Source organism: Bacillus nitroreducens (genome assembly GCF_964021195.1).
Map to the genome: position 1 here is coordinate 3,252,361 of NZ_CAXHYI020000003.1, position 25,502 is coordinate 3,277,862.

Below are 25,502 nucleotides of genomic sequence, written 5' to 3' on the forward strand. Positions count from 1 at the left end.
ATCAGGAACAAACGTAAACGTTTGTGTTCCCGACTTATTTTCGCAGGTCATATATTCCTATTTCCTATTTTAATATTTAAACACATGTCGCCCAATTTTTACGGCTGTTGTTCTTGTATCTAACCAACGATTTGTTGCAATAGTTGGATTGTAAAAGAATAATGCATCGTTCGCAATATCTCTCATTTCAGTTAATGCGGCACGCACCGCTTTAATCGATTCTTCATCAGCAGGTTTATTAATTTGACCATTTCGTACAGGTTGGAATTGGCCACGTTGATAAATGACACCTCGAATGGTATCAGGGAATTTAGAACTTTCTACTCGATTTAATACAACAGCAGCAACAGCTACCTTTCCTTCGAAAGGTTCTGCTTGAGCCTCAGCTCGTACAATTCTTGCTAATAAATCCAAGTCAGCATCTGAAATTTGATAGTTAGTTGAGGCAGTTGATACACTTTTAACTTCTGTTTCAACTTTTTCTTCATGGATCATTTCCTCAGGTTCCTCAACAATCTCTACTTCCTCTTTCTTTTGAACATTCAATCCTTCTGTCAATTTTGGCGTGTTTTCAGTTACTTCAGTATGTATTTCTTGCCCGACATAAATCAGGTCTAAATTTTCAATTTGTGGGTTCATAACTGCTAATTCGTTTAAAGACATACCATTCCTATTTGCAATCTCTGACATTGTGTCACCTTTTTGAACTGTATACGCAAAAGCACTATCCGCAAAAAATAGAGATGCTATGAAAATCGCTATTCCAATTAGTATTTTTTTCATAATATAAGTCCTCCTAGTTAATTTGGTACTGGATAACTCTCTATGACTCATTCCTATGAAAAAAATAAATAGATTAGTATTACAGTTTCTTTACAGCTAGATTACATCAAAATATGCTTCCAAAAACTAGTAATGATGTATAATTTTTTTCTGGTTAAGAGAAACATAAATTGTTTGCACTTTATTGTTATGAACTTCAGCTGAATCTTTTGAGTGGGTGTGGCTTGAGGCTACACAACGAAAGTGTCTCCTGTTTAATAAAAATTCAGAAGTACTAATCTAAACCAAAACGAAACGATGAAAGAGGTTCTCAAAGATGCAAACCTTATTCCACTAAGGATATTAACAACCTTGCTAGTATTTCAACTTTTTTCCAAGAATGCTAGTAAAAGATATTACTCCTAGAGTTGTCATTCATACTAAACAAGATCGTCATGTGGTAAAGAAAAGAAAGGAGGAAGAAGTTGATGAAGTAAAACTGATTGAACTACCATACTACATAGAAGAGATATTTTGAGTACAGTTGGAAGTTAAAGAGGTTACTGCAATTTTGTCAATCTTTCTTTTTGGAGCATTATAGGTAGTTATCTATTCGATAATCTTTCGGATAATGTGGAATACTCTATTATGGAATAGTTTAAAACTTAATCATATTAATCGGATTGACTGATTCCTATTTGATAAGAAAGAATCTGGCATGACAACTACACGCTACGAGAATAAAAAAGACGACCTCTTAGCTTTATGCCACGAGAATCGTCATTGGAGTATTATCTATTCGTAAATTCTGTTTTTATTTTTTGGAGTAATTCAGGGTTTGTTAGAATTTTATAACCTGTTAATGCCATTGTTTTAGCTCCGAGAATCATGGCCTCTCTGCCTTGGTTACTTAAAGCTGCTTCACGGAATCCGTGTGTATGGCATGCAAAAGGTTCATCACCAATTTTTACGTACGGATGGATAGAAGGGACAACGTGACTTACATTTCCCATATCTAGAGAACCGCCTTCTGCTCGCTCATGAATTTCCTCTGGATTTACTCCTAATTCGATTAACGTATCATTAAATACTTCAGACAAGGATTCATTTGTAACCATGTCATCATAAGAGAATTCATAAAATGACCATTCCATAGTTGCGCCAGTTTGAAGGGCAGCGCCTTCTGCACATTTTTTCACTTTTTCAACTAGTTCGTTCACATAAGCACGCGAAGCAGCACGAACATAGAATTGTGCCACCGCATAATCTGGAACGATATTTGCTGCTTTTCCACCTTCGGATATAATTCCGTGAATACGAGCATCTGGTGTAATATGTTGTCTTAATGCGTTGATGCTGTTGAATGTTTGAATGACAGCATCAAGAGCGTTGATTCCTTCATGTGGCGCTGCTGCTGCGTGGGCTGCACGACCGAAAAATTCAAATTGGATGGCATCCATAGCAAGCGAAGTGCCGCTTTTTTCATATTGGCTTAGCGGATGGACCATCATGGCCACATCAAGGTGATCGAAAATGCCTTTTTCCGCCATTGTTACTTTACCACCTTTTGTTTCTTCTGCTGGTGTACCGTACACAACCACTTTTCCGCCAGTATTTGAAAGGACCTTCGATAATCCAATACCTGCTGCAATTCCCATTGTTCCTATTAAGTTGTGACCACAAGCATGTCCCAATTCTGGGAGTGCATCATACTCTGACATAATCCCAATGGTAGCTCCTGGTTTTCCACTATCAAAAGTCGCTTCAAACGCAGTAGGGAGGCCAGCTGTTCCAATTTCTACTTGGAAATTGTGCTTTTTAAGCTCATCCGTTAGTATTTTACAAGCTTTGTATTCTTCATGGCCAAGCTCTGGATTTGCCCCAATATATGCACTTATTTCGTAAAAACGTTCCTTATTCTTTTCAATAGCTGCAAGTATTTCTGATTTCATATGGACCCTGCTTTCTATGTTAAGTATCTATTGGATTATTATAAAACATTATGTATAAAAATTCAATGATGTTGGTAGTCTAGGATACTATTTTTATATAGTAAATAAAATGAGAAATAAAAACTTGAAAAATAGGCGCTAGCACATACAGTACAACCCATAGGCACATATCTTAACAGTGTAAAGATAAAAGAAAGGGAGATGACACTATGCATTACGGTTATCATGATCACTGTGGATACGGGTATGGTGGATATGGATATAACAACAGCTTTGTATTAATTGTTGTGCTGTTTATCTTATTAATAATTGTTGGAGCTTCTTACGTACGATAGGGTGGAGCTTCATTTGTTGGGGGTGCTTCCCCCAATACTTGCTAGTTGAACCATTTGCACCACACAAATGGAACCTGTTATATAGAAAGTGAGAAGATACTGCCAATTTATACGGGATATACAAATACAAGAGAGAATATGCTCCTTTCACAAAACGTGGAAGGAGTTTTTATAATGAAAGAAAAAAATATAAGTAAAATAGCATGCAACAGCATTTGTTTATCATAATTTTATTATGTAAACTTATATTATTTTTGAATAGAAATTCCCTTATAAAACAAACCATAAACATTATATGTGTTTATAGAGGTGAAAGAATGAGCAATCAATTTGATGTCATGATCATTGGTGGCGGCATAGCAGGATTACAGGCAGCGATTCAACTCGGGCGATATAAGCATAAAATCGCTGTGATTGATTCCAATGATGGTCGCTCCTCAATTTGTCGGTGCTACCATAATATTTTAGGCTGGCCAGATGGGGTGAGTGGAGAAACATTACGAAATCTAGGAAAAATGCACGCGAAACGATACGGTGTTTCTTTTATAAACAATGAAGTTATACAAGTAAACAAACAGAAACAATCATTTAAGATAGATTGTCGTGGGGGTGACTCCTATACTGCGAAACGAATTCTTATTGCAACAGGTGTGAAGGATAATATACCACCTATTAAAAATATCTATAAATGCCTCGGACTGACGATCTATGTGTGCCCTGATTGTGATGGCTATGAAGTTGCTGATAAGCATGTGATTGTCATTGGTTCAAATATGCCTGGAGCAAATATGGCGCTCACATTATCATATTTTACAAATCAAATCACGTTTATCAATCAAGATTGGAAACAACTTGATCGAGAAGCGTTGAAAAAGTTAAAACAAAATGGCATTTCGTACATACAAGAGGATGTGGAAGAAATATTGCTTGAGGAGGATACTGCTGATTTTATGGGTGTTCGCTTGAAAAGTGGGGATGTGATTCCTGCAGAACGCGGATTTTTGGGGTTTGGAGGTAATGAGGTTCGTTCAGAATTAGCAACACAACTCGGTATTGAACGAACTGAAAATAAGCACGTCATCGTGGATCCTCGTACGAAAAAGACCAATGTTGAACATGTGTGGGCTGCTGGTGATATTACTGTTCACTCAGAACAGACTACAATTGCTATGGGAGATGGGATGCAGGCGGCAATATGGATTCATAAAAGTCTAATGGAGGAAAAATCCTGAGATTAACGAAATTATCAATCCTTACATACATATGATGTAATAATAGGCTATTTACTCAAAAAAAGCTTATACAGTTGAGGAGTCTATTTTCATAATAAGGAGGGATTCGCAGTGGACGAAACCCGCTTAATCAAGCCTTTATTGGATAAGGAATATCCAACAATCAGCCATGGAGATGGTATTTATTTATATGATATCAACGGAAAAAAATACATCGACGGCTCTTCTGGGGCAATCACGGCAGGCATCGGTCATGGCGTTAAAGAAATCATTGAAGAAATCAATAAGCAGGCTCACAAGATCTCTTTCGTATACAGGTCACAATTTACAAGTGAACCCGCTGAAAAATTAGCAAAAAAACTCAGTGAACTTGCAAAAGGTGGAGAATACTGGTCATTTTTTGTAAATAGTGGCTCTGAGGCAACCGAAACCGCTATGAAGATTGCGATCCAACATTGGCAAGAAAAAGGGATTAAGGGGAAAAATAAAATTCTTTCGCGCTGGATGAGCTACCACGGTATTACGATTGGTGCTCTTTCCATGTCTGGTCATACCGGCAGGAGAGCACGGTTTGTCCCATTATTGGAAGACTATCCAACCATCCAGCCACCTTATTGCTTCCGCTGTCCACTTCACTCTACCTTTCCAACATGCAATCATATGTGTGCTACAGAATTGGAACATGCCATTAATCGTATAGGTTCTGAGCATATCGCAGCATTTATTGCAGAACCCATTATTGGGGCAGCTGGTGGTGCAATTGTCCCGCCACCAGGTTATTACCAAGTCATTAAAAAAATCTGTGAAAAGTATGATGTGTTATTTATTGCAGACGAGGTTATGACTGGAATGGGGCGAACAGGAAAGATGTTTGCCCTAGAACATTGGGACACACAAGCAGACATCATTACTCTTGGAAAAGGGATGAGTGCTGGCTACACCCCAATTGCTGCTACTCTTGTCAGTGAAAAGGTGATGGAACCTATTCAAAAAGGATCAAAATTAGTCATGAGTGGACACACCTTTAGTGCAAACCCACAATCTACAGCTGTTGCATTAGCCGTTATAGATTACATTGAAACTCATAACCTAGTTGAAAACTCTATGAAAAACGGTAACTACTTATTTAAGAAACTACAAGAATTACAACATTTACATCCTATTATTGGTGATGTTCGTGGAAAAGGGCTTATGTGTGGAATCGAGTTTGTCTCCGATATGATTACGAAGTTTCCATTTAAAAAAGAAATTGATTTAACGTCACTCGTAGTAACGGAAGGACAGAAGAATGGGCTCTTATTATATCCAGCTGCGGCAGGAATTGAAGGCGTAGGCGGAGATGCCGTCTTAGTTGCACCACCACTTACAATTACTATTGCCCAAATTGATGAACTACTCGAAATTCTAGATCAAACCTTAACTGATGTTGAAGCTGAGCTTAGGAATAAAGGGATTATCCCACTTGAGGAGAACTTTGACTAGGAACACCACCCTTGAGAGGCATTCTTAACAAACATTTACTGGGTGCTATAATAACCCCCCACTAAATATATATCACTGTATTTCAATATAGTCGGAGGTGGAAGAAGTTGATTGAAAATCGATACAATAAGATTTCAACTCTAGAAGACGCACTCGAACGGATTGATGATGGAACAACTCTGATGTTTGGAGGTTTTGGTGGGATTGGAAATCCACCATCGCTAATTGAAGGCTTACTAGAGAAAAACGTCAAAAATTTAACCTTGATTGGAAACGACACGGGTTTCCCTAACATTGGTATTGGTAAGCTTGTCAGTCGTGGTCATGCAAAGAAATGCATCGTTTCTCATATTGGCTCAAATCCTGTTGCTGGGCAATTAATGACAGAAGGTAAAATGGAAATCGAATTTTCACCTCAAGGCACACTTGCAGAACGGATCCGTGCAGGTGGTGTCGGGCTTGGAGGTATTTTAGTAGATGTCGGAATAGATAATGAAATCGTATCAAATGGAAAAGAAATCATTCACGTTGATGGTGTAGATTACCTCCTTGAAAAGCCATTAACAGCTGAGGTTTCGATTATTTTTGCTAAAAAAAGCGATCCATTTGGTAACCTTGTTTACGATAAAAGTGCTCGAAATATGAATCCTCTAGTTGCGATGGCAGGGAAATTCACCATAGCAGAGGTGGAGGAAATTGTTCCACTAGGTGAAATTGACCCAGAAGAAATTATTACGCCTGGTGTCTACGTTGATATGGTCATTAAGAGCAAAGGGGTGAACTGGAAATGGGTATGGGAATAGATATTCGCAATCGAATTGCTAAACGTGCCGCACAGGAAATAAAAGACGGAATGGTTGTGAATCTAGGGATTGGGATACCTTCTCTTGTTCCGAATCATTTACCTGCTGGAATGAATGTAATGATCCATGCAGAAAATGGGGTTTTAGGGATTGGCCCAAGTCCCGAAAAAGGAGCCGAAGATGAGAATCTTTGCAATGCTGCTGGCTACCCCGTCACAACTATTACCGGTTCCTCCTATTTTGATAGTTCCATAGCATTTGGGATGATTCGTCGTGGATATATAGATATCACAATTCTCGGTTCTCTTCAGGTCAGTGAAAAAGGTGACCTTGCCAACTGGATCGTTCCTGGCAAGCGTGTGCCTGGTATGGGCGGGGCGATGGAGTTAGCACAAAAGGCAAAGAAAGTAATCGTCTTAATGAACCATATTGACAAACATGGCAATTCCAAAATTGTTAAAGAATGCAGTTTACCTTTGACCTCAAAAAATTGTGTCGATCTTATCATCACAGATATGGCCGTGATAGAAGTAAGAAAGGACGGCCTCTATTTGTTAGAAGTGATGAGTCCATTTTCAGTTGAAGATGTCATCAAACATACAAGTGCCCAATTAAAATGGGATAGGGCCATTACACAACTATCCTAATAAAGAGGGGGGACGTTTGTGAGTAAGAATTACACAAAAGTAAAGCAATGGATCCAAGAGAATAAAAGTAAAGGGATTCGTCTATTAAAAAAGCTTGTTCAAGAACCCAGTCTTCAAGGTAATGAAAGGTCTTCACAAGCGATTGTCATTGAAAAATGTCGACAATTAGGGATGCAAATTGACATATGGGAGCCTAATGGTACTGAACTATTAAAGCATCCCTATTTTGTTTCGCCACGTTCGAATTTCCTTGATAGTCCAAATGTAGTCGCTGTTTTAAAAGGTAATGGTGGAGGAAAATCACTTCTATTAAATGGACATATCGATGTCGTTCCTGAAGGCGACATCACCCAATGGGAAATGGATCCATATTCTGCAGAAATAAAAGATGGAAAATTATATGGACGCGGTTCTACCGATATGAAAGGTGGAAATGTAGCTCTACTTTTAGCCATTCAAGCCATTAAGGAATCTGGAATCGAATTAAAAGGCGACGTTATTTTTCAAAGCGTAATTGAAGAAGAAAGCGGTGGAGCTGGAACACTTGCCGCAATAATAAGAGGCTATAAAGCGGACGGGGCGATTATCCCTGAGCCTACCAATATGAAGATATTCCCGAAGCAGCAAGGTTCGATGTGGTTTAAAATCGAAATATATGGCCGTATCGCACATGGTGGAACAAGATATGAAGGCGTGAGTGCCATTGAAAAAAGCATAACGGTCATTCATCATTTATTAAAACTTGAAATGATACGAAATGGGTCAATTAATGACCCATTATATAAAAATACACCTATCCCAGTTCCTATAAATATTGGTAAAATTAATGGAGGGACATGGCCTTCGTCTGTTCCAGACGTTGTTACTCTCGAAGGACGTATGGGTGTCAAACCAGAAGAATCAATAGAACAGGCTAAAGCAGAAATGCAACAATGGCTTGAAAAACTACCTGAAAGTGATCCTTGGTTTAAAGACCATCCAGTCGGATTGGAATGGTTTGGAGCTAGGTGGGTACCAGGGACAATTGACCCTGAACATGAACTTATGAATGTTTTAAAAACAAGTTTTAAACAAGTGATGGGAAGGGAACCTATTATCGAAGCCTCACCTTGGGGAACAGATGGTGGTTTGTTAACTGCGGTTGGTAAAATACCAACAATCGTGTTTGGTCCAGGAACAACGGAGGTTGCCCATTATCCAAATGAATATATTGAACTTGAAAGGGTATTTGAAACAGCAGAAATTATTGCCCAAACCATCCTAACATGGTGTGAAGTAGTAGAGTAACAATGAAATTATTACGATATGAGGAGGATTGATGTTGTCAATTCAAAAATACAGTGAACAGAAAAAAATACAAGCAGCTACATATAAAGCAAACATTATTGTAGATTATTTCAACCTTCGACTTAGAGTGATCGACTATCGAGGAAATGTAATGAGCTTCTTAACCGAGGTCAATGAAATTGCCAAGCAGCATTCTTTTGAAAAAATCATTTGGATGGCGAAACGTGAAGATCTCCTTTGTTTTATATCTCGTGGTTATATGATTGAAGCAGTGATCCCGAAATATTTTAATGGCAGTGATGCGTATTTTGTGACGAAATATTTAACAAATAAAAGGCGAAACAGCGATAAATGGATGGAAGAAGAACAGATCATGACTGACATTCTTCGTCATCCACGAGAAAATCATCTAACAGACACACCGTTTATTATCCGCAAAGCAACAGTCGATGACATAGAGCAACTTGCTACTTTATATGATACTGTATTCCAAATCTATCCAACTCCACTGAATCAACCTGATTATATTAAAAAAGCTATAAACGATTCGACTATTTTCTATGTTGCTCTTGACGGTGATGTGATTGTCAGTAGTGCATCAGCCGAAATGAATCATGACTTTTATCATGCAGAGCTTACCGACTGCGCAACTTTGGATGCATACAGGAAGCACGGACTCATGAAAAAACTCTTGATGCAACTAGAACAAGAACTTGTAAATCAAGGAATCTATTGTGCCTTTTCAATCGCGAGGGCACTTTCATATGGTATGAATAAAAGCTTTTACCAGCTAGGATACACATACACGGGTAGACTCACTAACAATTGTTATATTTTTGACAAGATTGAAGACATGAATGTATGGGTGAAGGATTTATCTAATGAGTCTAAATAGTTTTGCTAAGGAATAATTGTACCTATGTTCATTTTTCGGCAGTAAGTGCCAGATTTTCGTCATTCAAGTTAGGAGGTGGAGATACATGCAAATCGGAGAAGAACTCGTTCTCGCTATTTTAGATAGCATTGACGAAGCAATTCACGTTGTAAATGAAGAAGGAATCACCATCTTCTATAATCAAGTAGCAGCTAAGCATGATGGGCTCACAAAAGAGGAGGTCCTCGGAAAACATCTTCTTGAGGTGTTTCCCTCTTTAAATGAGCATTCTAGCACACTATTAAAGGTCATTCGTACAAGACAACCAATTTTTCATCTACCCCAAACGTATAAAAATAAATGGGGAAAGCTGATCGATACGGTGAATACGACACTTCCAATTCATATAAACGGGACATTTATGGGCGCCGTTGAAATTGGAAAAGATTATTCTAAGATCAAAGACTTGTCCAATAAATTGATGGACCTGCAATCCAAAGTACACAAAGTATCAAAAAAACCTCATGAAATTGATGGTGCAAAATACACCTTTCATGATATCCTGACGAAAAATGAGCACTTTAATCATGTAAAACAACAGGCAACAAAGGTTGCCAACTCCTCCTCAACCGTTCTTGTGTATGGAGAAACAGGCACTGGGAAAGAGCTGCTCGTTCAAGCAATTCATAATGCTTCACCAAGAAGAAAAGCACCATTTATTGCACAAAACTGTGCTGCGTTACCAGAAAGTTTACTAGAGAGCATCTTATTTGGAACAGTAAAAGGAAGCTATACAGGAGCGGTCGATCGGGCTGGATTATTTGAAATTGCACACGGTGGAACACTTTTTTTGGACGAAATTAATTCAATGCCACTTGCGCTTCAATCTCGGTTACTCCGTGTGCTTGAGGACGGGATGGTACGAAGAATCGGAAGCCCGAAAGCGCTCCAGGTCGATGTTCGCGTGATAGTGGCATTAAATAAGTATCCAGCCGATTGTGTGAAGGATGGTGAACTACGACCTGATTTATATTATCGTTTAAATGTACTTTCATTGGTAATTCCACCATTGCGTGATCGTAAAGAGGATATACCATATTTAGTGGATCACTTTATTGGGATGAATAATCACAACCTTCAAAAAAACGTTTCAGTAGTAGAAGACGAGGTTATCAAGTTATTTTCAAACTATGAGTGGCCTGGAAATGTCCGTGAGTTAAAACATATTATTGAACATGCCATGATTATGGCCGAAGGACACTCGCTTACAAAGGAATTGCTTCCGAACCATCTTGTTGAACACCCTCAGATGAATTCGACGTCTACAATAAGACCACTTCGTCAAGCAGTTAGAGAAACGGAACGATCATTAATTGAAGCTGCCATGAAAAAAACACGTGGGAATATCAACCAAGCTGCTAAACTACTAAAAATTCCACGACAAACCTTGCAGTATAAGCTACAAAAAATGAAAATATGAGCCTATTTTTTATCAAATCTCCTTTCTATTTAAAAGTATGGCATGCTTTTTGCATGTTATATGAATAGGGAGGAGATTTTTTATGCAAATAAACTTATATAAACCTAAACGTCATTGGAAAGACATTGAGCTATGGAAGGATGTAACAGAAGAACAATGGAATGATTGGATTTGGCAATTAACCAATACCATCCGAACGATAGACGATTTGCGCAAGGTGATAAATCTAACCCCTGAGGAAGAAGAGGGTGTATTGATTTCAACAAAGACGATTCCTTTAAATATAACACCTTATTATGCGTCATTAATGAACCCAGATGATCCGCGTTGTCCAATTCGTATGCAATCAGTTCCAATCGGAAAGGAAATTCACAAAACGAAATACGATTTAGAGGACCCGTTAGAGGAAGACGAGGACTCACCAGTACCAGGACTCACTCATCGCTATCCTGACCGGGTCTTGTTTCTAGTGACAAACCAATGTTCGATGTATTGCCGTTACTGTACGAGAAGACGATTTTCTGGCCAAATCGGTATGGGAGTGCCGAAAAAACAGCTAGATGCAGCTATTGGTTACATCGCAAATACACCAGAAGTACGCGATGTTTTAATATCTGGCGGTGATGGACTACTGATCAACGACAATATTCTTGAATACATTTTAAAAAATTTGCGTGCAATTCCGCATGTCGAGATTATTCGAATTGGAACAAGGGCTCCTGTTGTATTTCCACAACGAATAACCGAAAACTTATGTAATATTTTAAAGAAATATCATCCAGTATGGTTAAACACTCATTTCAACACATCACTTGAAATCACTGAGGAAGCAAAAATTGCGTGTGAAATGCTAGTGAACGCTGGTGTTCCAGTTGGAAATCAATCGGTTATCTTGGCTGGTATTAATGATAGTGTGGAAATCATGAAAAAGCTTATGCATGATTTAGTTAAAATCAGGGTTCGTCCTTATTATATCTATCAATGTGACTTATCAGAAGGGATCGGACACTTTAGAGCCCCTGTTTCAAAGGGTCTTGAAATTATCGAAGGACTGCGTGGCCACACTTCAGGCTATGCTGTACCAACATTTGTCGTCGACGCACCTGGTGGAGGCGGAAAAATAGCGCTACAGCCGAACTATCTACTTTCTCAAAGCCCAGAAAAAGTAGTGCTTCGTAACTTTGAAGGTGTCATTACGACATATCCTGAACCAGAAAACTATGTGCCTGGCCGTGCGGATGCTTATTTTTCAGAGCATTACGAATCACTTGAAAATAAAAAATCGAAAGTTGGGATTGCGGGGTTACTAGGAGACGGATTCAATCTTGTACCAGAGGGGATAAGTCGACTTACAAGAAGAAAGAAATACACAGAAGACCCTACCCATAGCACATTAAAGGATAAACGTGAAAAACGTGATCAGTTGAAGGAGAAAAAATATCTATCTACTTTGAAGAAAATGCAAGGTGGTAAAGAAGAGGAAACATCAAGCTAAGGGGAGGAGGTTATTTTGTTGAAGTGTATGTGGTGTGATTCGCAAAACGCGAAAGAAGTGACGAACAGTGTCTATTGGGAATTGCCTGATGGCACGCGGGCAATTGAAATAACAGATACACCAAGTGTTGAATGCGGCGATTGTGGTATGGAGTATCAAGAGGAAAACATCATCAATGAAATCGAAGACCAGCTCATGTTAATCGATACAAAAAAACTTGCAAAAACCGTACAGTACAAGGAACTAATGGAAATTCCACGTTTCTTAAAGCATAACTATTTTCGATTTTAGTGTTCATATCAAATAAAAAGGCTGTTCTAAATGGTTTTAATACCAGGGCAGCCTTTTTAGACTCGGTATTCCATACATTTTCAAAAGTATTAGAACGACCACCATTTCTGGAAACGCCACTTCATGGAATAAATCAATATCCATAGTAAATTCTCCTTTATGGACATGAAGATAAGATTCAACGAAAAAGGAGAATGAATAGTGGAAAAAGTAATTGTAACGTTTACATGGACGGATGGCGTGTTTGATATAAAATCAGATCAAGTGCAGGAAGTGTACCGAATTGACAAAAATTAGGTTATTTGTAAAGGTGGGGAAACAATTGATGGCATCGATATAGATCCGATTACATCCGAAATAAATGGGAAAATATTAATTGATTTAGATCATCCTAGTTATAAACCAATATCCATCGAATTCGAACCATTAGTAAATTTCGATCTTACCCACCATACAGTAGTCGATTTTGTAAGGTACACTTTAACTTGTGAATGAGTTTGAAATATAATGATTAAAATAATAAACTATATATTATTTTTACTACCGAATTTATTTTTTTATTTGACATGACAGAGTGACGTGATAAAATGACCTAAAAACTGTTCGTAAGAGTAGGTGTGTTATTTTGGGGAAGTCATTTTATCATTATATTGTTAAATATCGTGCAGAAAAAACAAAAGATGAGATTAGTCAGTTTGCAAACGACCTTTATTTGGATCATAGTTTTCCAATTTATTCGAAGGATTATGATGAATTGAGCTCATATTTAGAACTTAACGGACATTATTTAAAAAGCATGTCAACTTTTGATAAAGCCTGGGAGCTATATGTGAATGAAGACTGAATTAAGCCACCGAGATAACGATTCTCGGTGGTTTTTTATCGATTTTTCTGGTGTAAATATAGAATACTGTCACTATCCGAAAAATACTGTTACTAATTTTAAAATACTGTCACTATACGAAATTTACTGTCACTATCCCAAAAATACTGTCACTAGCAATTCATGCTTGCCCAACACCGACATATTGCACTATCAAAATTTACTGCCACTTATTCTTATTCAACCTGGTTTCTTATCCACGAAACTGAAACACCCAGCCTCCAAAATTTTAGGCTCGGCACCCCTATATTTTTCTTGCTCCACAAGCCCTAAACGAATGCCGTTTTGCAAAAGACTTGCATATACTATCACACACCCTTCAAATCGACACAAAAGCAAAAGGGATGAGGATATGGATGATAATCGCAAACAACCAAAATTCAAAATTGGGGATATCGTTGTCGTTACGGTATATGGAACTGTTGGTTCTGTAACGGAGATTCGCCAGCTCGATGGAAATTATCTTTATAAAGTGAATAAAGGAGATGTCTTTTATTCGGAATCTGCTCTAACCTTGCTTTCCCAATACAAAGCAAAGCCAATCGAAACGGAAAAAATTGAAATTGAATATAAATTTTATTTTGGTGACCTTGTCTTCGTGCAAGGATATGACAATGATGTGTTTATAATTGTTGGCATACACACTGAAATCTGGAGATATAAAGAGGGTGCGTGGGAGGATGTGATTTACGAACTAGCACGAGTAACAGACGGTGAGTGGCTCGAAGCGGGTGAGGATGAGCTAACACTACTTGCAGACTTTGATCAAGCTGAAACATTCCTTCAAAAATATTCGTTAAAGTATTTTGTGAAAAAGAAAAATAATGCGGGGATGTATGAAAATATGGATATCTATCGTAAATCCGAAAAAAAGCATTTGCATCTAAAAAAAGAGAAAAAAGATATCATTGATGGTTTACTTGACGTTTACAATGACTACAAGATCCTGTACGAAATGTTCCAGGATCAAAAATATAAAGACGTGATGGACCTTGCTTTAAGAAATTTACAAAAGTTTGAGTCTGGGAAAGGTAACGATTAACGAATGAAAAAAGCTTGTAATAACACATGAAAGAAATATGGGATCCCTAAAAATATAATAACTGAAAATAGACCGTTTGTTACTTTTCCTAACATTTTGTCAAACCCGTCTCCGTCAATGAATTCAAGGAATGTATTTGTCTTTTTGACCTCTTCTTTAACTGGAAATGATACGATAACGCCTTTGTTTGTCATGAAAACCCCTCCAATAGGCTTGTCCAAATTATTTATATCCCATTCTATGTATGAACATTCGATTTCATGACTAAAAAATTAAATACATATGAAAATGACATAGGTGATGTTTTTTTGACATACATCTTAAGTAAAGGGGGCGATCATGCTGAAGGAGATTGAGGTTGTTATTGATACGGAGGAAATAGCTGAGTTTTTCTATAACGAGCTTGTCCAAAGGGGATTTGCCCCGAGTGAGGAAGAGCTAGAGGAACTAGCGGATATTACATTTGAATACTTACTCTATAAATGTGTCATTGACGAGGAAAGCGACTGAGTACATAGTACGGCGGGGGGTAACCCGCCGTATTTTTTATTGAAAAATAGCAAATTCCCTGTCAATATAGTTAAAAAAATTTAAAGACCTTATATCGAAGCTTTTCTGTGATCAACATAACGCTGTAATTGAGAAAAGCATAATATGTGCTCTACCTAATTTCTATAAGCACTATAATGAAGTCTAGAGCAAAGTCTCGAACTTCAATAAAGCTTCATTATTGATGGCATGAAGTCCCGATCATTGTAAAAGTTCTACTGTGAAGGTCCTTCATAGATATGAAACACCGACCTAAGCCTAGACAATTCTACAATTAAATTTTCCGTTGACCTTTTCGAGTACACAATTACTATACAATCTAAAGCTACACATCAAAAAGGGGGACCGCCATTGGCCGTCCCTTTATTCATTACTCATTCATTATGTCCAGGTCCGTTTTTACGTCCGCCCGCTGCGGAAAATTCTTTTCCATGTGCATTTTGTTCTGCCTCAATTGCTTCAGGTGGTATATGGTTATTTTTCTTAGGTGCATTGATACGGTTACGATTTTTCTTTCCCATTACATATTCCCTCCATTACTTAGGCTGTATAAAGCCATCTTTTTCTTTTTTTGATGTATTTGGTGGATTTCCAACACCCTTTGTTGTGTCAGTAGCATTTGCATAGTCAACAGCCTGTCTTAATTTCTTACTCATTTTTTTGTTCCCCACGTACGAACACCCCCTTAAGAAAATGTTACAACCATAGCTTTCCCCATAATTTTGCGTTAATGAAAATTTTTAAGTAGAATGTAATTGTGGTAACATAGATAGAGTTCAATTCTACTACATAGGAGGTACATACATGAGTACACATATTGGAGCGAAAAAAGGGGATATTGCTGAAACAATTTTGCTCCCAGGAGACCCTTTGCGTGCAAAATATATTGCTGAAAACTTTTTTGAAAATGTGAAATGTTATAATGAAGTACGAGGTATGCTTGGTTTTACAGGTACATACAAAGGAAAACGTGTTTCTGTTCAAGGAACTGGAATGGGAGTTCCGTCGATTTCAATATACATACATGAGTTGATGAATGAATATGGAGTCCAAAATCTTATTCGTGTCGGTACTTGTGGGGCTATTCAAAAGGATGTAAAGGTTCGTGATGTGATTTTGGCAATGACATCTTCAACAAATTCACAAATGAATCGTATCAACTTTGGATCCGTGGACTACGCGCCAACTGCTTCATTTGATTTATTAAGAAAAGCATATGATGTTGGTGTGGAAAAAGGGTTAAAATTAAAGGTAGGAAACGTATTTACGAGTGATGTTTTTTATAACGAAAATGCTGAATTAGAAAAATGGGCAGAATATGGAATACTCGCTGTAGAGATGGAAACTACTGCGCTCTACACATTAGCAGCAAAATTTGGTCGAAATGCATTATCTGTATTAACAGTGAGTGATCATATTTTAACAGGGGAAGAAACAACTGCTGAAGAACGTCAAACGACATTCAATGATATGATCGAAGTAGCATTAGAAGCAGCATTAAAAGAGTAATATACACATATTTTAGCATCAGCTAAAATGATATGAACGCCTCTGAGGGATAGCCACGATTTTTTAAAGATCGTTCGAATAAAATCGAGGATATATGTCAGGCGCATTTTGATTAGGGGGAAAAGATTTCGCGTTTCGAAATTTTTTCCTCTTTTGTTAGGGTGATTAATATGAAAAATCGTTTTGTAAAAATAGGCGTAACGTTGGCAATTGTAATATTTCTGTTCTTTCTTGGTTCAAAATTCTTGTCACCGTCCGAAAAATTTTCAAAGTCTGACGAAGAAGTTAAAAGCCAACTTATTGTAAATGGCTTTAAAATTGAGGGAATTACGTTTTATGGAAATCAAGTGCTTGCCATGCTTGAAGAAAAAGGTGAAAAAAAGCTTTATATTGGAGACCACCAACAATCTGTAATAGAAAATGTTATGCCATGGGCTGATTTTCAAATCCCAGACATACCAGAAAATAATTATCAAGGTGTTGAAGTGAATCCAGATTCTCATTTGTTGTATTTATACGGTAAAAAGGAAGATGGAAGCAATTTCATCCAAATTATAAATATTGCGACAAAAGAAACTGTCTCTGAATTGGCTTTTGAAGATTCAGCAAACATTAGCAATATTAAGTTTAAAAATGGTTACATGGAAGGTATGCTGTATGCGAAAAACAACCAAGAAATGAAGAAAGCCGAAATCATATTTAATACTACAGAATTTAATTCGCATATGGATTTACTTGTTGTAAACCTTCCTTCAGAGTCAGCAACAGTTGACTGGGTCGATTCAACCCCTGGTCTTGAGCAAATTGTCTATACGATTAAGGATCAAGGCAAAGTGTCTGCTTATGTACATGAATTAGCGACAAATAAAACAACTCAACTTAAAAATATCAGTGGTGATAAGTTTTTATTTGACGGCGAGCAGTTGATTGGCTTCAAATCGGACAAAGATAAACTTTTGATTAAAATGTTTGATTACCCACAAACCGCTCATGAAGAAAAACATCAAACATTTGATATTGTCATTAAAAATGGAATCGTTCTTGATCCAGATAAAGAAACGATTAAAATTGGTTACAATGTAGGTATTAATGGAGACAAAGTAGCTGCCATTACAAAAGCAACTATTCAAGGTGAAACAGAAATCGATGCATTTCAAAAAATCGTAAGTCCTGGATTTATTGATATGCTTTCATTCAATCCAAATCCAATGGCCGCTAAATTTAAAATTGGTGATGGAGTGACAACAAACTTATCAATGCATGGGTGTACCGTTGATTTTCATGGATTTTTTAATCAATATGAAAAATATCCAACATCCGTTAATTATGGGGGCGCCTTGTTCGCAGTGCGTCTTAGATATGAGGCAGGACTTGGCAACCATGGAACGCCGACACAGGAACAAATTGATTATATGGTGAATCGTGCGCGTGAGGAAATTAAGAAGGGTGCGCTCTCTGTAGCGTTTAGCCCTGAATATTATCCTGGTACATCTCCAGAAGAAATAAAGGCTATTATGAAGGTTGCAAAGGAGTATGGGCTTGTAACCCATTTCCATGGCAGACATTCTAGTATAACCGGAGAACATACAAGTATAGATTCTGTGAAAGAAGTTCTTGGGTATGCGAGAGAACTTGAAGCTCCTGTTCATTTTATGCATCTTCATAGTACAGGTGGAACGGGTGCAATGGATGAAGCACTCGCATTAATCGAAGAGGCTCGCGCAGAAGGGTACCAAGTGACATATGATGTGTACCCATATGATTCATGGGCAACTAATATTTCATTTGAACGACTGGCAGGTGACTGGCAAACACGTTTTGGCATTACGTATTCAGATATTCAAGTCGCGGGAACAACAGAGCGTCTAACAGAGGAAACTTTTCCGATACACCGTGCTAGAGGTGGACAAGTTATTGTTTACGCAATGGATGAAAAAGAACTGATTCAAGCCTTACAGGTCGAACATAGCATGATTGGCAGTGATGCCACAATGGATAGTGAGTACAATCACCCTAGAGGGGCAGGTACCTTCTCAAGATTTATTGGTCGCTATATTCGAGACGTAGATGTATTGCCGTTGATGGAAGGGATGAAAAAAATCACGATTCACTCTGCAAGACAGCTTGAGGATATTGCACCTGCAATGGCGACTAGAGGTAGACTAGATATCGGTGCAACCGCAGATATTACGATTTTTGACTACAATGAAATCATTGATACCTCAACTGCTGAAAAGCCAGCTTCCTTATCAAAAGGAATTGAATATGTCATTGTTTCTGGTAAAATCGCAAAAGATGAGAGTGGGGTACTCACACACGTCAAGAATGGACAACCAATTAAAGGTGTTTTTGAAGAATCTTAATCCTTACTAATTTTTACAGTCTTAATCACCTCGAAACCGCAAATACTTTTAAAGAGGTGATGGAAATGAATCATGAAAAGGATTTTGACCGTGATCATGATCGGGAAGATGCCCTTACTGATGTTTCTTTAAAAGAAATACTAGAAACAGCCTATACGGCTGAATCAGAATTAATGCGGCGCTATTTAATTACCTCTGAACGTGTTCATCATGATGAAGAACTGAAAGTGAGACTTGCAAATTTCGCAGAAGGAAATGCAAAACGTACGAAGCAACTTCAAAATGAAATTGAAAAATTACAGTGATCATTGCCACGAAGGTCTTCCTTCGTGGCTTTTTCCATACATGTTATCATCCTTTTTTGTTTATGCTAAGCACAACTTACATCGGAGGTGATATGATGCCTGAACTACCAGAGATGGAAACCTATAAAAACCTCCTCCAGCTAAAAATAGCAGGTTACACAATAAAGTCCGTAGAAGTAAATCGTGAAAAATCAATAAATATCGCGGTTTCCAAGTTTACAAATGAACTAGTCAATAATAAAATTACCCAAATTCATCGGAGGGGAAAGCATCTTATTTTTGACCTATCAAATGGAAAAAAGTTGCTATTACACCTCATGCTTGGTGGTTTGATGTATATAGAAAGTGATGGAAATACCATTTCAAGGACAAAACAAGTTATCCTCAACTTTGGAACTCAAAGCCTTTGTTTTATTGGACTGAGATTAGGGTATTTACACCTACTTTCTTCCGAACAAGTTGAAGAAGAATTATCAGATTTGGGTCCAGAACCACTACAGCCTAGTTTTACCATTCAAGCGTTTGAGAAATTAATTGAAAGCAAAAGAGGTATGCTTAAGACAACACTGATTGATCAACATTTTCTCGCTGGAATCGGAAATTGTTACTCTGATGAGATATGTTTCGCATCAGAACTATTACCAACTCGGACATTCGATACACTTGATGCTACACAAGTTAACAAATTGTATAAATCCATTACTTCTGTTCTCCAAGAAGCCATTCAGGTTGGAGGGTATATAGAGCAACCACTGTTTAGAGAAGATCAATTAACGGGTGGATATAATCAAATATGTAAGGTCTATGACCGAGAAGGTGAATCATGTGTTCGGTGTAATTCGCAAATTGTGAGGGAGGAAATATCTTCAAAGAAAACTTTTTTTTGTCCAAATTGTCAAATTTGAAAATTATACTTGATTATCTTGTCCATTAATGGCTATTCTATAGTAGTAAGAAAAATAGAAAGAGGGATTACTAATTATGGCAGAAAAAACTTTTACAATTACAAGCGACGCTGGATTACACGCTAGACCGGCTACGAAGCTCGTACATAAAGCAAGTCAATTTCAATCAGAAATTACACTTAGTTTCAATGGCAAGTCAGTGAACTTAAAGTCAATTATGGGTGTAATGTCACTAGGTGTACCTAAAGGCTCTACAGTTGTAATTCAAGCTGAAGGTAATGATGCAGATGCAGCAATTGAAGGACTTGAAGGTGTATTAAAAGAAGAAAAACTTGGTGAATAATTCTAATGAAAACAACCATCTATCTGATGGTTGTTTTCATTTATGCAGTTTCTTCTCCTTCTTCCTTTGGTAATACAAGGGCCCCATGGCGAATTAAATATTGAAAATGGGAGAGTGGGAAGACACCTTTTTGCTTTGATTCTAGTTCAATTCGGACAGATGAATTATTTATCTCAACAACTTTTAAGGTCTTTGCTTCGCATAAGTTTGGTATGAATTTCGGTGTTATACCGAATTCCATATTATTCTGTAATTCAATGTTTTCTATTGACAATTTTGTTCACCACCTTCTTCATATTCGTAATATACCCAATACGTAGAAAATCATACCATATCCGTAATTAAATGCTACCTTTAAAACCTTATTCCATTTTTTTAGACAATTAGGCATTCATTACTAGGTTTTTAATAGTTACCATGGGTCTTTCTTGTAACTTTGCCCGTAAAGGTCCGAACTTTCGAACAAAGACTAAGTGCGCCACTTCCTGTGGCAACGTCTTTGTGACCCACATCCTGTGGGCCTCATCTAACAATCATAAAAGGGTAAAAACCACCCTTTTATGATTGAAGTTTCACTTTATAGTTCGCATTATTGGAATTTTATTGATAAAATCGTTAATATTTAAATATGATTATTATATTTATATCTAGAGTTTGGAGGATTCACATTTGAAACCAATTGAGAAAGAAGCTGTCCAAAAATTAATTGATGGTTTTGCGAACCAAAACGTATATATTCATCTTGAAACAACTAATGGTGCTTATGCAGTTCATTCTGGCGCACGCAAAACATCGGCAGGTGCTTTTATACGAAACGCCCTTGTTACATTCACAGAAGGAAAAATTGTCGGAAATGACCCATATCGTGTTGGTCTTAAAATGGATATAGGTTGGATTTATGCAGAAGGGTTAACCGATTGGGAGTTAGATGAAATGGATCGCTTATTACTGGCTGGCCATGATGAAGAAGGAAAACTTGCAGTTGCCCTTCAGATAAGCAAAACTCCATTCAAAATCTAACGTAAAAGTCGATGGCATATTCGAAAGCAAAGGAGAAATAAAATGGAACGACATATTTTAATCGTGCTTCCACATCCTGATGATGAAGCATTTGGGGTTTCAGGTTTAATCAGTTTAAATACACAAAAAGGGGTTCCTGTCACCTATGCTTGTTTAACACTAGGTGAAATGGGTAGAAATCTTGGGAATCCGTTTTTTGCTAACCGCGAAACTTTACCTGAGATTCGTAAAAAAGAGCTTAAAGAAGCGTGTAAAGCATGCGGTATTTCGGATTTACGTATGTTAGGTTATCGTGATAAAACATTAGAATTCCTGGATCCAGAAAAAATTGCAGACACGATTGAAGAAATTATCAAAGAAGTGAACCCATCACTCGTTATTACATTTTATCCAGGACATGGTGTTCACCCTGATCATGATGCGACAGGTGAAGCGACAATTCGTGCCGTTAGACGTATACCAAAAGAAAATAGACCTAAAGTATATTGTAAAGCTATTACACATAACCGCGTCGAAAAAATTGGTGAACACGACGTCGAATTTGATGTCAGCAGTGTATTAGATAAAAAGTTTGCTACTTTAAAAGCACATCGTTCTCAAACAGAGGGATTAATGGGAAATTTACTTCAAAAAATTGAGGACAATGACGATGAAATGATTGAGTGGCTTCGTACAGAAGTGTATTGGACATATAAATTTGATGATTAAGTATAGGAGCTAAAATACTCTAAGAATAAAGGGGCTCTATAAAACATGGAGAAAGAGAAAGATCCAGTTGATTTTGACCAACTTTTAATAGCATATCAATCACTTTGGATGAATCGTAGACTTTGGCAAAAGGACTTAAACAGTGAAGACATTCTACGAGAAACAATTCGGAGAGATTTACTGGATGAATTAACTCATCCTAGACTTCGAAAAACTCCTTTAGAGAAATTTATCTTAGCAAGTAAGCGCATATTTGACTCTACTTTAACAGTAGAAGATAAACTCAACCTTCAGCATCTCTACTTAGAAGAAATAGAACGAATACAGAACGGATGAACGAAATATAGTCAAACATCAGTTACTAATGTGGCGATGTTTACACTTTCTTGATCCTGCATTGCGTTTTTTTCGAGTGATGATGTTGCCGATGCATGTAATTTTGAAATTTATAATTTCCTAAACCTGAAGAAAAGAGCGAACTCTCAGTTCGCTCTTTTCTTATTCTTCTTCGTTTTCATAAATCGAACTTATTTTTTCAGGTGATACGAGGTACAGGCCCATTTCCTCTTCTAATTCCTCGATTGACTTATTCACGACTGACTCATCTTTTGACGTATAATTTTCCAAATCAAGTCACCTCAAAAACTAGTATGTCCAATACATGAATAGTTCTTACTCTTAATGAAAAACTAAGCATATACGTAGTTTAGGAGACGAGACCATGAGATTTGGAAGTCATATCAGTATACGAGATGGCTATTTAGGTGCTGCTCGGCATGCTATTAAAATTGGTGCAAGATCCTTTCAATACTTTCCGAAAAATCCACGAAGTCTTTCTGTGAAGGAGTTTGATCGTCGTGATGCCATGGAGTGTAGCCAATTTTGTAAAGAGCATGGATTACTAACCATCGCCCATACACCGTACCCCACAAATTTAGTAGCGGATGAGAATCACATTGAACTAGTAAAGGACTCGCTTTTAAATGATTTAGACATTGCAAATGAATGTGGATCGATTGGTGTCGTCGTTCATTTTGGTGTGTTAAAAAATGCTACGAATCCACTTGAGGGATATCAACGAATGATAGAAACAATAAATGATGTTCTGTCTAAGTGGGACGGGGAAGCGCTTATCTTGCTAGAAAATAACGCAGGAAAAAGCGGTCCAACTGGAACAACAATAGAAGAGCTTGTTCAGGTGAGACAACTAACAGAGTATCCTGAGAAAATTGGCTTTTGTTTGGATACATGTCATATGTTCGCAAGTGGTGTATGGAATGGAGAGAATTGGCAAGAGGTTGAGTCGAAAGGGATAGAACTTGGATATTTTGACCATGTTAAAGCGGTTCATTTAAACAATTCTGCCTATCCAACAAATTCAATGAAGGACCGCCATGCTACTATTCCACATGGTGAAATTAAGGTGAGTCAAATAAAAGAATTGTTATCAAGCTCAGTGTTTGCAGAAATTCCATTTGTACTTGAAACTCCGCATTCAAATGAGTTTTCACACGAAGATGAGCTTAAATTTTTAAGTGAATTAATATAGATTTCATTATTTGAAATATGGAGTAAGGATTATACTTTAATTAATGTTGCGCTATATCATTTATCGTCATTCATTAGTTAATATAGCGTTAATGACGGTACGTCATTTCCCAAACGATCTCAATTATATCCCAGTTCACAAATAAATAAGGAGCTGTCCCCAAAGGACAGCTCCTACCATCAATCCATATTAAATTTTAATTTGGTTGCTTTTTTCTGAACAATGATGAGTCGACCTGATAACGTGATCGCGCCAGCAGCTAAACCGACAATTAGCCCAATCCAATAGCCGAAAGCACCGAAAGATGTAAAGTTGGCCAATGCATAGCCTACAGGCAAACCAATTACCCAGTAGGAAATAAGAGTCATTACAAAGGTTGTATTTACATCTTTATAGCCGCGAAGTGCACCTTGTATAGGTGCTGCAATCGCGTCTGAAAGTTGGAAGAAAATCGCATAGATTAAAAATTGAGTTGTTAATTCGATAACGGACGTGTTTGTTGAATACATTTTGGCAATCGGCTCTTGAAATACCAAAATAATCGCTGCACACACAAGAGCCATAAATACAGCATTACAAAGACCTATAACACTATAGTGTTTTGCATCGCTAAATCTTTTTGCGCCGACTTCAAAACCTACAACAATCGTTAGAGCCATTGATATACTTAATGGAATCATATATAACAAACTCGAGAAATTAATTGCGACTTGGTGAGCAGCAATTGTGATTGTATTAAATTCACTCATAAGGAGTGTTACTGCAGAGAATATACTCGTTTCAAAAAAGATTGCGAATCCAATAGGCAAGCCAAGCTTTAAGATCTCACTCCAGCTTGATAGAGATATTGAATAGAATTTTCGTAATACACGGTACTCGTTAAACGGTGTTTGTCTTACTACAATCCATACTGAGATAATGACAATTAACCAGTACGTAATCGCTGTTGCATAGCCAGCTCCAGCCCCACCAAGTTCAGGAAAACCGAACCTTCCAAAAATCAATAAATAGTTAAAGATCACATTAATTGGAAGGGAAGTTAGCGTAATAATCATCGTTACGCGAGTATGACCTAGAGCATCAATAAATGACCTCAGTACAGTATAAATAAAGAGCGGCACAATTCCGAAAGAAAGTCCAATGAGATAATCTTTTGCAATTTCACGAACCTCTGAATCTAATTTCATAAGTCCTAAGATGGGATTTAATACAATTGCACCGATCAATGCTACGACAATGGCGATGAATACAGAAATATAGATGCCTTGCATAACTGAGTAAGGAACTTTATCCGTTTGTCTTGCCCCAACATAATGGGCAATTATCGGTGTAATTGCCAATAGAATCCCCGATAAACCTGTATACACCGGTACCCAAAGACTAGAGCCAATCGCTACACCCGCGAGGTCATATGCTCCAGCACGACCTGACATCATTGTATCAACGAAAGTCATCAGATTGAGACCAACCTGTGTAACGAGAATCGGAATGAGAATATGAATAAATAATTTATATTTTTCTTTTAGTGTTGATGTTTGATACATAGAACCATTTCCTTTTACCTTCATTATGATTAATGGATTATATCACAAAAGTGACTTGATTGAAGAAAAATATTTTTCAATTCCTAAGGGAAGACTCGTCCTTTTTTATTTTTTAGTGTAAAGTAGTAAATGGGTATGAAAA

Annotated in this window: 30 protein-coding genes; 22 read left to right on the forward strand and 8 right to left on the reverse strand. The window is 37.4% G+C overall.

Features of this window, described 5'->3' with window-relative positions; genetic code table 11:
* Nucleotides 1-69 precede the first annotated feature (69 nt).
* Both ACWPVE_RS19795 and ACWPVE_RS19800 read right to left on the reverse strand, forming a co-directional pair.
* Entirely contained in the window at nt 70-783 is a 714-nt protein-coding gene (locus tag ACWPVE_RS19795; RefSeq protein ID WP_453996389.1) for a cell wall hydrolase, read from the reverse strand.
* 770 nt (nt 784-1,553) lie between these two features.
* The gene (locus tag ACWPVE_RS19800) at nt 1,554-2,714 is read right to left on the reverse strand and encodes a M20 family metallopeptidase (protein WP_453996391.1); all 1,161 of its coding nucleotides are present in this window, start codon (nt 2,712-2,714) and stop codon (nt 1,554-1,556) included.
* 209 nt (nt 2,715-2,923) lie between these two features.
* Here ACWPVE_RS19800 and ACWPVE_RS19805 point away from each other — a divergent pair, with 209 nt between their 5' ends.
* The 12 genes from ACWPVE_RS19805 (at nt 2,924) to ACWPVE_RS19860 (ending at nt 14,565) form a co-directional block, all read left to right on the forward strand.
* Nucleotides 2,924-3,049 carry a YjcZ family sporulation protein gene (locus tag ACWPVE_RS19805; RefSeq protein WP_304214262.1) on the forward strand — a complete coding sequence of 42 codons (126 nt, stop codon included), beginning with the start codon at nt 2,924-2,926 and terminating at the stop codon, nt 3,047-3,049.
* Nucleotides 3,050-3,366: 317 nt separating this feature from the next.
* A complete protein-coding gene (locus ACWPVE_RS19810; RefSeq protein WP_453996394.1) occupies nt 3,367-4,281 on the forward strand; it encodes an NAD(P)/FAD-dependent oxidoreductase in 915 nt (304 codons plus the stop codon).
* Nucleotides 4,282-4,392: 111 nt separating this feature from the next.
* A complete protein-coding gene (locus ACWPVE_RS19815) occupies nt 4,393-5,763 on the forward strand; it encodes an aspartate aminotransferase family protein (protein WP_453996396.1) in 1,371 nt (456 codons plus the stop codon).
* Nucleotides 5,764-5,873: 110 nt separating this feature from the next.
* Nucleotides 5,874-6,566: a CoA transferase subunit A gene (locus ACWPVE_RS19820; RefSeq protein WP_453997649.1), complete on the forward strand. Its 693-nt coding sequence runs from the start codon at nt 5,874-5,876 to the stop codon at nt 6,564-6,566.
* Nucleotides 6,551-7,213: a 3-oxoacid CoA-transferase subunit B gene (locus ACWPVE_RS19825; protein ID WP_453996398.1), complete on the forward strand. Its 663-nt coding sequence runs from the start codon at nt 6,551-6,553 to the stop codon at nt 7,211-7,213. The genes ACWPVE_RS19820 and ACWPVE_RS19825 overlap by 16 nt, the downstream gene beginning before the upstream one ends.
* Before the next feature lie 18 nt (nt 7,214-7,231).
* A complete protein-coding gene (locus ACWPVE_RS19830) occupies nt 7,232-8,500 on the forward strand; it encodes a peptidase (protein WP_453996400.1) in 1,269 nt (422 codons plus the stop codon).
* A 34-nt stretch (nt 8,501-8,534) separates the two neighbouring features.
* Nucleotides 8,535-9,395: a putative beta-lysine N-acetyltransferase gene (gene ablB, locus ACWPVE_RS19835; RefSeq protein WP_453996402.1), complete on the forward strand. Its 861-nt coding sequence runs from the start codon at nt 8,535-8,537 to the stop codon at nt 9,393-9,395.
* 85 nt (nt 9,396-9,480) lie between these two features.
* Nucleotides 9,481-10,854 (forward strand): sigma-54 interaction domain-containing protein, encoded by a 1,374-nt coding sequence (locus ACWPVE_RS19840; RefSeq protein WP_453996404.1) that lies wholly within the window; start codon nt 9,481-9,483, stop codon nt 10,852-10,854.
* 82 nt (nt 10,855-10,936) lie between these two features.
* Complete coding sequence (gene kamA / locus ACWPVE_RS19845) at nt 10,937-12,349, forward strand: lysine 2,3-aminomutase (RefSeq protein ID WP_453996406.1); 1,413 nt, start codon at nt 10,937-10,939, stop codon at nt 12,347-12,349.
* A gap of 18 nt (nt 12,350-12,367) precedes the next feature.
* Nucleotides 12,368-12,640 (forward strand): YokU family protein, encoded by a 273-nt coding sequence (locus ACWPVE_RS19850; RefSeq protein ID WP_453996408.1) that lies wholly within the window; start codon nt 12,368-12,370, stop codon nt 12,638-12,640.
* A gap of 625 nt (nt 12,641-13,265) precedes the next feature.
* Nucleotides 13,266-13,484 (forward strand): YozE family protein, encoded by a 219-nt coding sequence (locus ACWPVE_RS19855; protein WP_453996410.1) that lies wholly within the window; start codon nt 13,266-13,268, stop codon nt 13,482-13,484.
* Nucleotides 13,485-13,875: 391 nt separating this feature from the next.
* A complete protein-coding gene (locus tag ACWPVE_RS19860) occupies nt 13,876-14,565 on the forward strand; it encodes a hypothetical protein (RefSeq protein WP_453996412.1) in 690 nt (229 codons plus the stop codon).
* On the opposite strand, the gene ACWPVE_RS19865 is transcribed toward ACWPVE_RS19860, so the two are convergent.
* Nucleotides 14,562-14,759 carry a hypothetical protein gene (locus tag ACWPVE_RS19865; protein WP_453996414.1) on the reverse strand — a complete coding sequence of 66 codons (198 nt, stop codon included), beginning with the start codon at nt 14,757-14,759 and terminating at the stop codon, nt 14,562-14,564. The two genes, ACWPVE_RS19860 and ACWPVE_RS19865, sit on opposite strands and share 4 nt — an antisense overlap.
* Nucleotides 14,760-14,907: 148 nt before the next feature.
* On the opposite strand from ACWPVE_RS19865, the gene ACWPVE_RS19870 reads away from it, so the two are divergent.
* On the forward strand, nt 14,908-15,075 hold the full coding sequence (locus ACWPVE_RS19870) for a YozD family protein (RefSeq protein WP_453997651.1): 168 nt from the start codon (nt 14,908-14,910) through the stop codon (nt 15,073-15,075).
* Between the two features lie 413 nt (nt 15,076-15,488).
* Here the strand turns inward: ACWPVE_RS19870 and ACWPVE_RS19875 are convergent, their stop codons facing one another.
* A complete protein-coding gene (locus ACWPVE_RS19875) occupies nt 15,489-15,635 on the reverse strand; it encodes a hypothetical protein (protein ID WP_453996416.1) in 147 nt (48 codons plus the stop codon).
* A 15-nt stretch (nt 15,636-15,650) separates the two neighbouring features.
* Nucleotides 15,651-15,785, reverse strand: a complete 135-nt coding sequence (locus ACWPVE_RS19880) for a hypothetical protein (RefSeq protein WP_453996418.1) — start codon at nt 15,783-15,785, stop codon at nt 15,651-15,653.
* A gap of 133 nt (nt 15,786-15,918) precedes the next feature.
* Between ACWPVE_RS19880 and deoD the strand changes: the two genes are divergently transcribed.
* From deoD to ACWPVE_RS19905, 5 genes are all read left to right on the forward strand, one after another.
* Nucleotides 15,919-16,623, forward strand: coding sequence for a purine-nucleoside phosphorylase (gene deoD / locus ACWPVE_RS19885; RefSeq protein ID WP_453996420.1), 705 nt, complete (start codon nt 15,919-15,921; stop codon nt 16,621-16,623).
* Nucleotides 16,624-16,793: 170 nt separating this feature from the next.
* Nucleotides 16,794-18,986 (forward strand): amidohydrolase family protein, encoded by a 2,193-nt coding sequence (locus ACWPVE_RS19890; protein ID WP_453996422.1) that lies wholly within the window; start codon nt 16,794-16,796, stop codon nt 18,984-18,986.
* A 65-nt stretch (nt 18,987-19,051) separates the two neighbouring features.
* Nucleotides 19,052-19,291 (forward strand): hypothetical protein, encoded by a 240-nt coding sequence (locus ACWPVE_RS19895; RefSeq protein ID WP_453996424.1) that lies wholly within the window; start codon nt 19,052-19,054, stop codon nt 19,289-19,291.
* A gap of 95 nt (nt 19,292-19,386) precedes the next feature.
* A complete protein-coding gene (gene mutM / locus ACWPVE_RS19900) occupies nt 19,387-20,196 on the forward strand; it encodes a bifunctional DNA-formamidopyrimidine glycosylase/DNA-(apurinic or apyrimidinic site) lyase (protein WP_453996426.1) in 810 nt (269 codons plus the stop codon).
* Nucleotides 20,197-20,272: 76 nt separating this feature from the next.
* Entirely contained in the window at nt 20,273-20,539 is a 267-nt protein-coding gene (locus tag ACWPVE_RS19905) for a phosphocarrier protein HPr (protein WP_453996428.1), read from the forward strand.
* A 40-nt stretch (nt 20,540-20,579) separates the two neighbouring features.
* Here ACWPVE_RS19905 and ACWPVE_RS19910 read toward each other — a convergent pair whose 3' ends face one another.
* The gene (locus tag ACWPVE_RS19910) at nt 20,580-20,813 is read right to left on the reverse strand and encodes a hypothetical protein (protein WP_453996430.1); all 234 of its coding nucleotides are present in this window, start codon (nt 20,811-20,813) and stop codon (nt 20,580-20,582) included.
* A gap of 395 nt (nt 20,814-21,208) precedes the next feature.
* On the opposite strand from ACWPVE_RS19910, the gene ACWPVE_RS19915 reads away from it, so the two are divergent.
* From ACWPVE_RS19915 to ACWPVE_RS19925, 3 genes are read left to right on the forward strand one after another with little or no spacing between them, the layout of a single operon-like run.
* A complete protein-coding gene (locus ACWPVE_RS19915) occupies nt 21,209-21,559 on the forward strand; it encodes a YojF family protein (RefSeq protein WP_453996432.1) in 351 nt (116 codons plus the stop codon).
* 42 nt (nt 21,560-21,601) lie between these two features.
* Nucleotides 21,602-22,267 (forward strand): bacillithiol biosynthesis deacetylase BshB2, encoded by a 666-nt coding sequence (gene bshB2, locus ACWPVE_RS19920; protein WP_453996434.1) that lies wholly within the window; start codon nt 21,602-21,604, stop codon nt 22,265-22,267.
* 45 nt (nt 22,268-22,312) lie between these two features.
* Complete coding sequence (locus ACWPVE_RS19925) at nt 22,313-22,603, forward strand: hypothetical protein (protein WP_453996436.1); 291 nt, start codon at nt 22,313-22,315, stop codon at nt 22,601-22,603.
* A 162-nt stretch (nt 22,604-22,765) separates the two neighbouring features.
* On the opposite strand, the gene ACWPVE_RS19930 is transcribed toward ACWPVE_RS19925, so the two are convergent.
* Entirely contained in the window at nt 22,766-22,894 is a 129-nt protein-coding gene (locus ACWPVE_RS19930) for a hypothetical protein (protein ID WP_453996438.1), read from the reverse strand.
* Between the two features lie 94 nt (nt 22,895-22,988).
* On the opposite strand from ACWPVE_RS19930, the gene ACWPVE_RS19935 reads away from it, so the two are divergent.
* The gene (locus ACWPVE_RS19935; RefSeq protein ID WP_453996440.1) at nt 22,989-23,816 is read left to right on the forward strand and encodes a deoxyribonuclease IV; all 828 of its coding nucleotides are present in this window, start codon (nt 22,989-22,991) and stop codon (nt 23,814-23,816) included.
* 179 nt (nt 23,817-23,995) lie between these two features.
* Here the strand turns inward: ACWPVE_RS19935 and ACWPVE_RS19940 are convergent, their stop codons facing one another.
* Nucleotides 23,996-25,360: an MATE family efflux transporter gene (locus tag ACWPVE_RS19940; protein ID WP_453996442.1), complete on the reverse strand. Its 1,365-nt coding sequence runs from the start codon at nt 25,358-25,360 to the stop codon at nt 23,996-23,998.
* Nucleotides 25,361-25,502 lie beyond the last annotated feature (142 nt).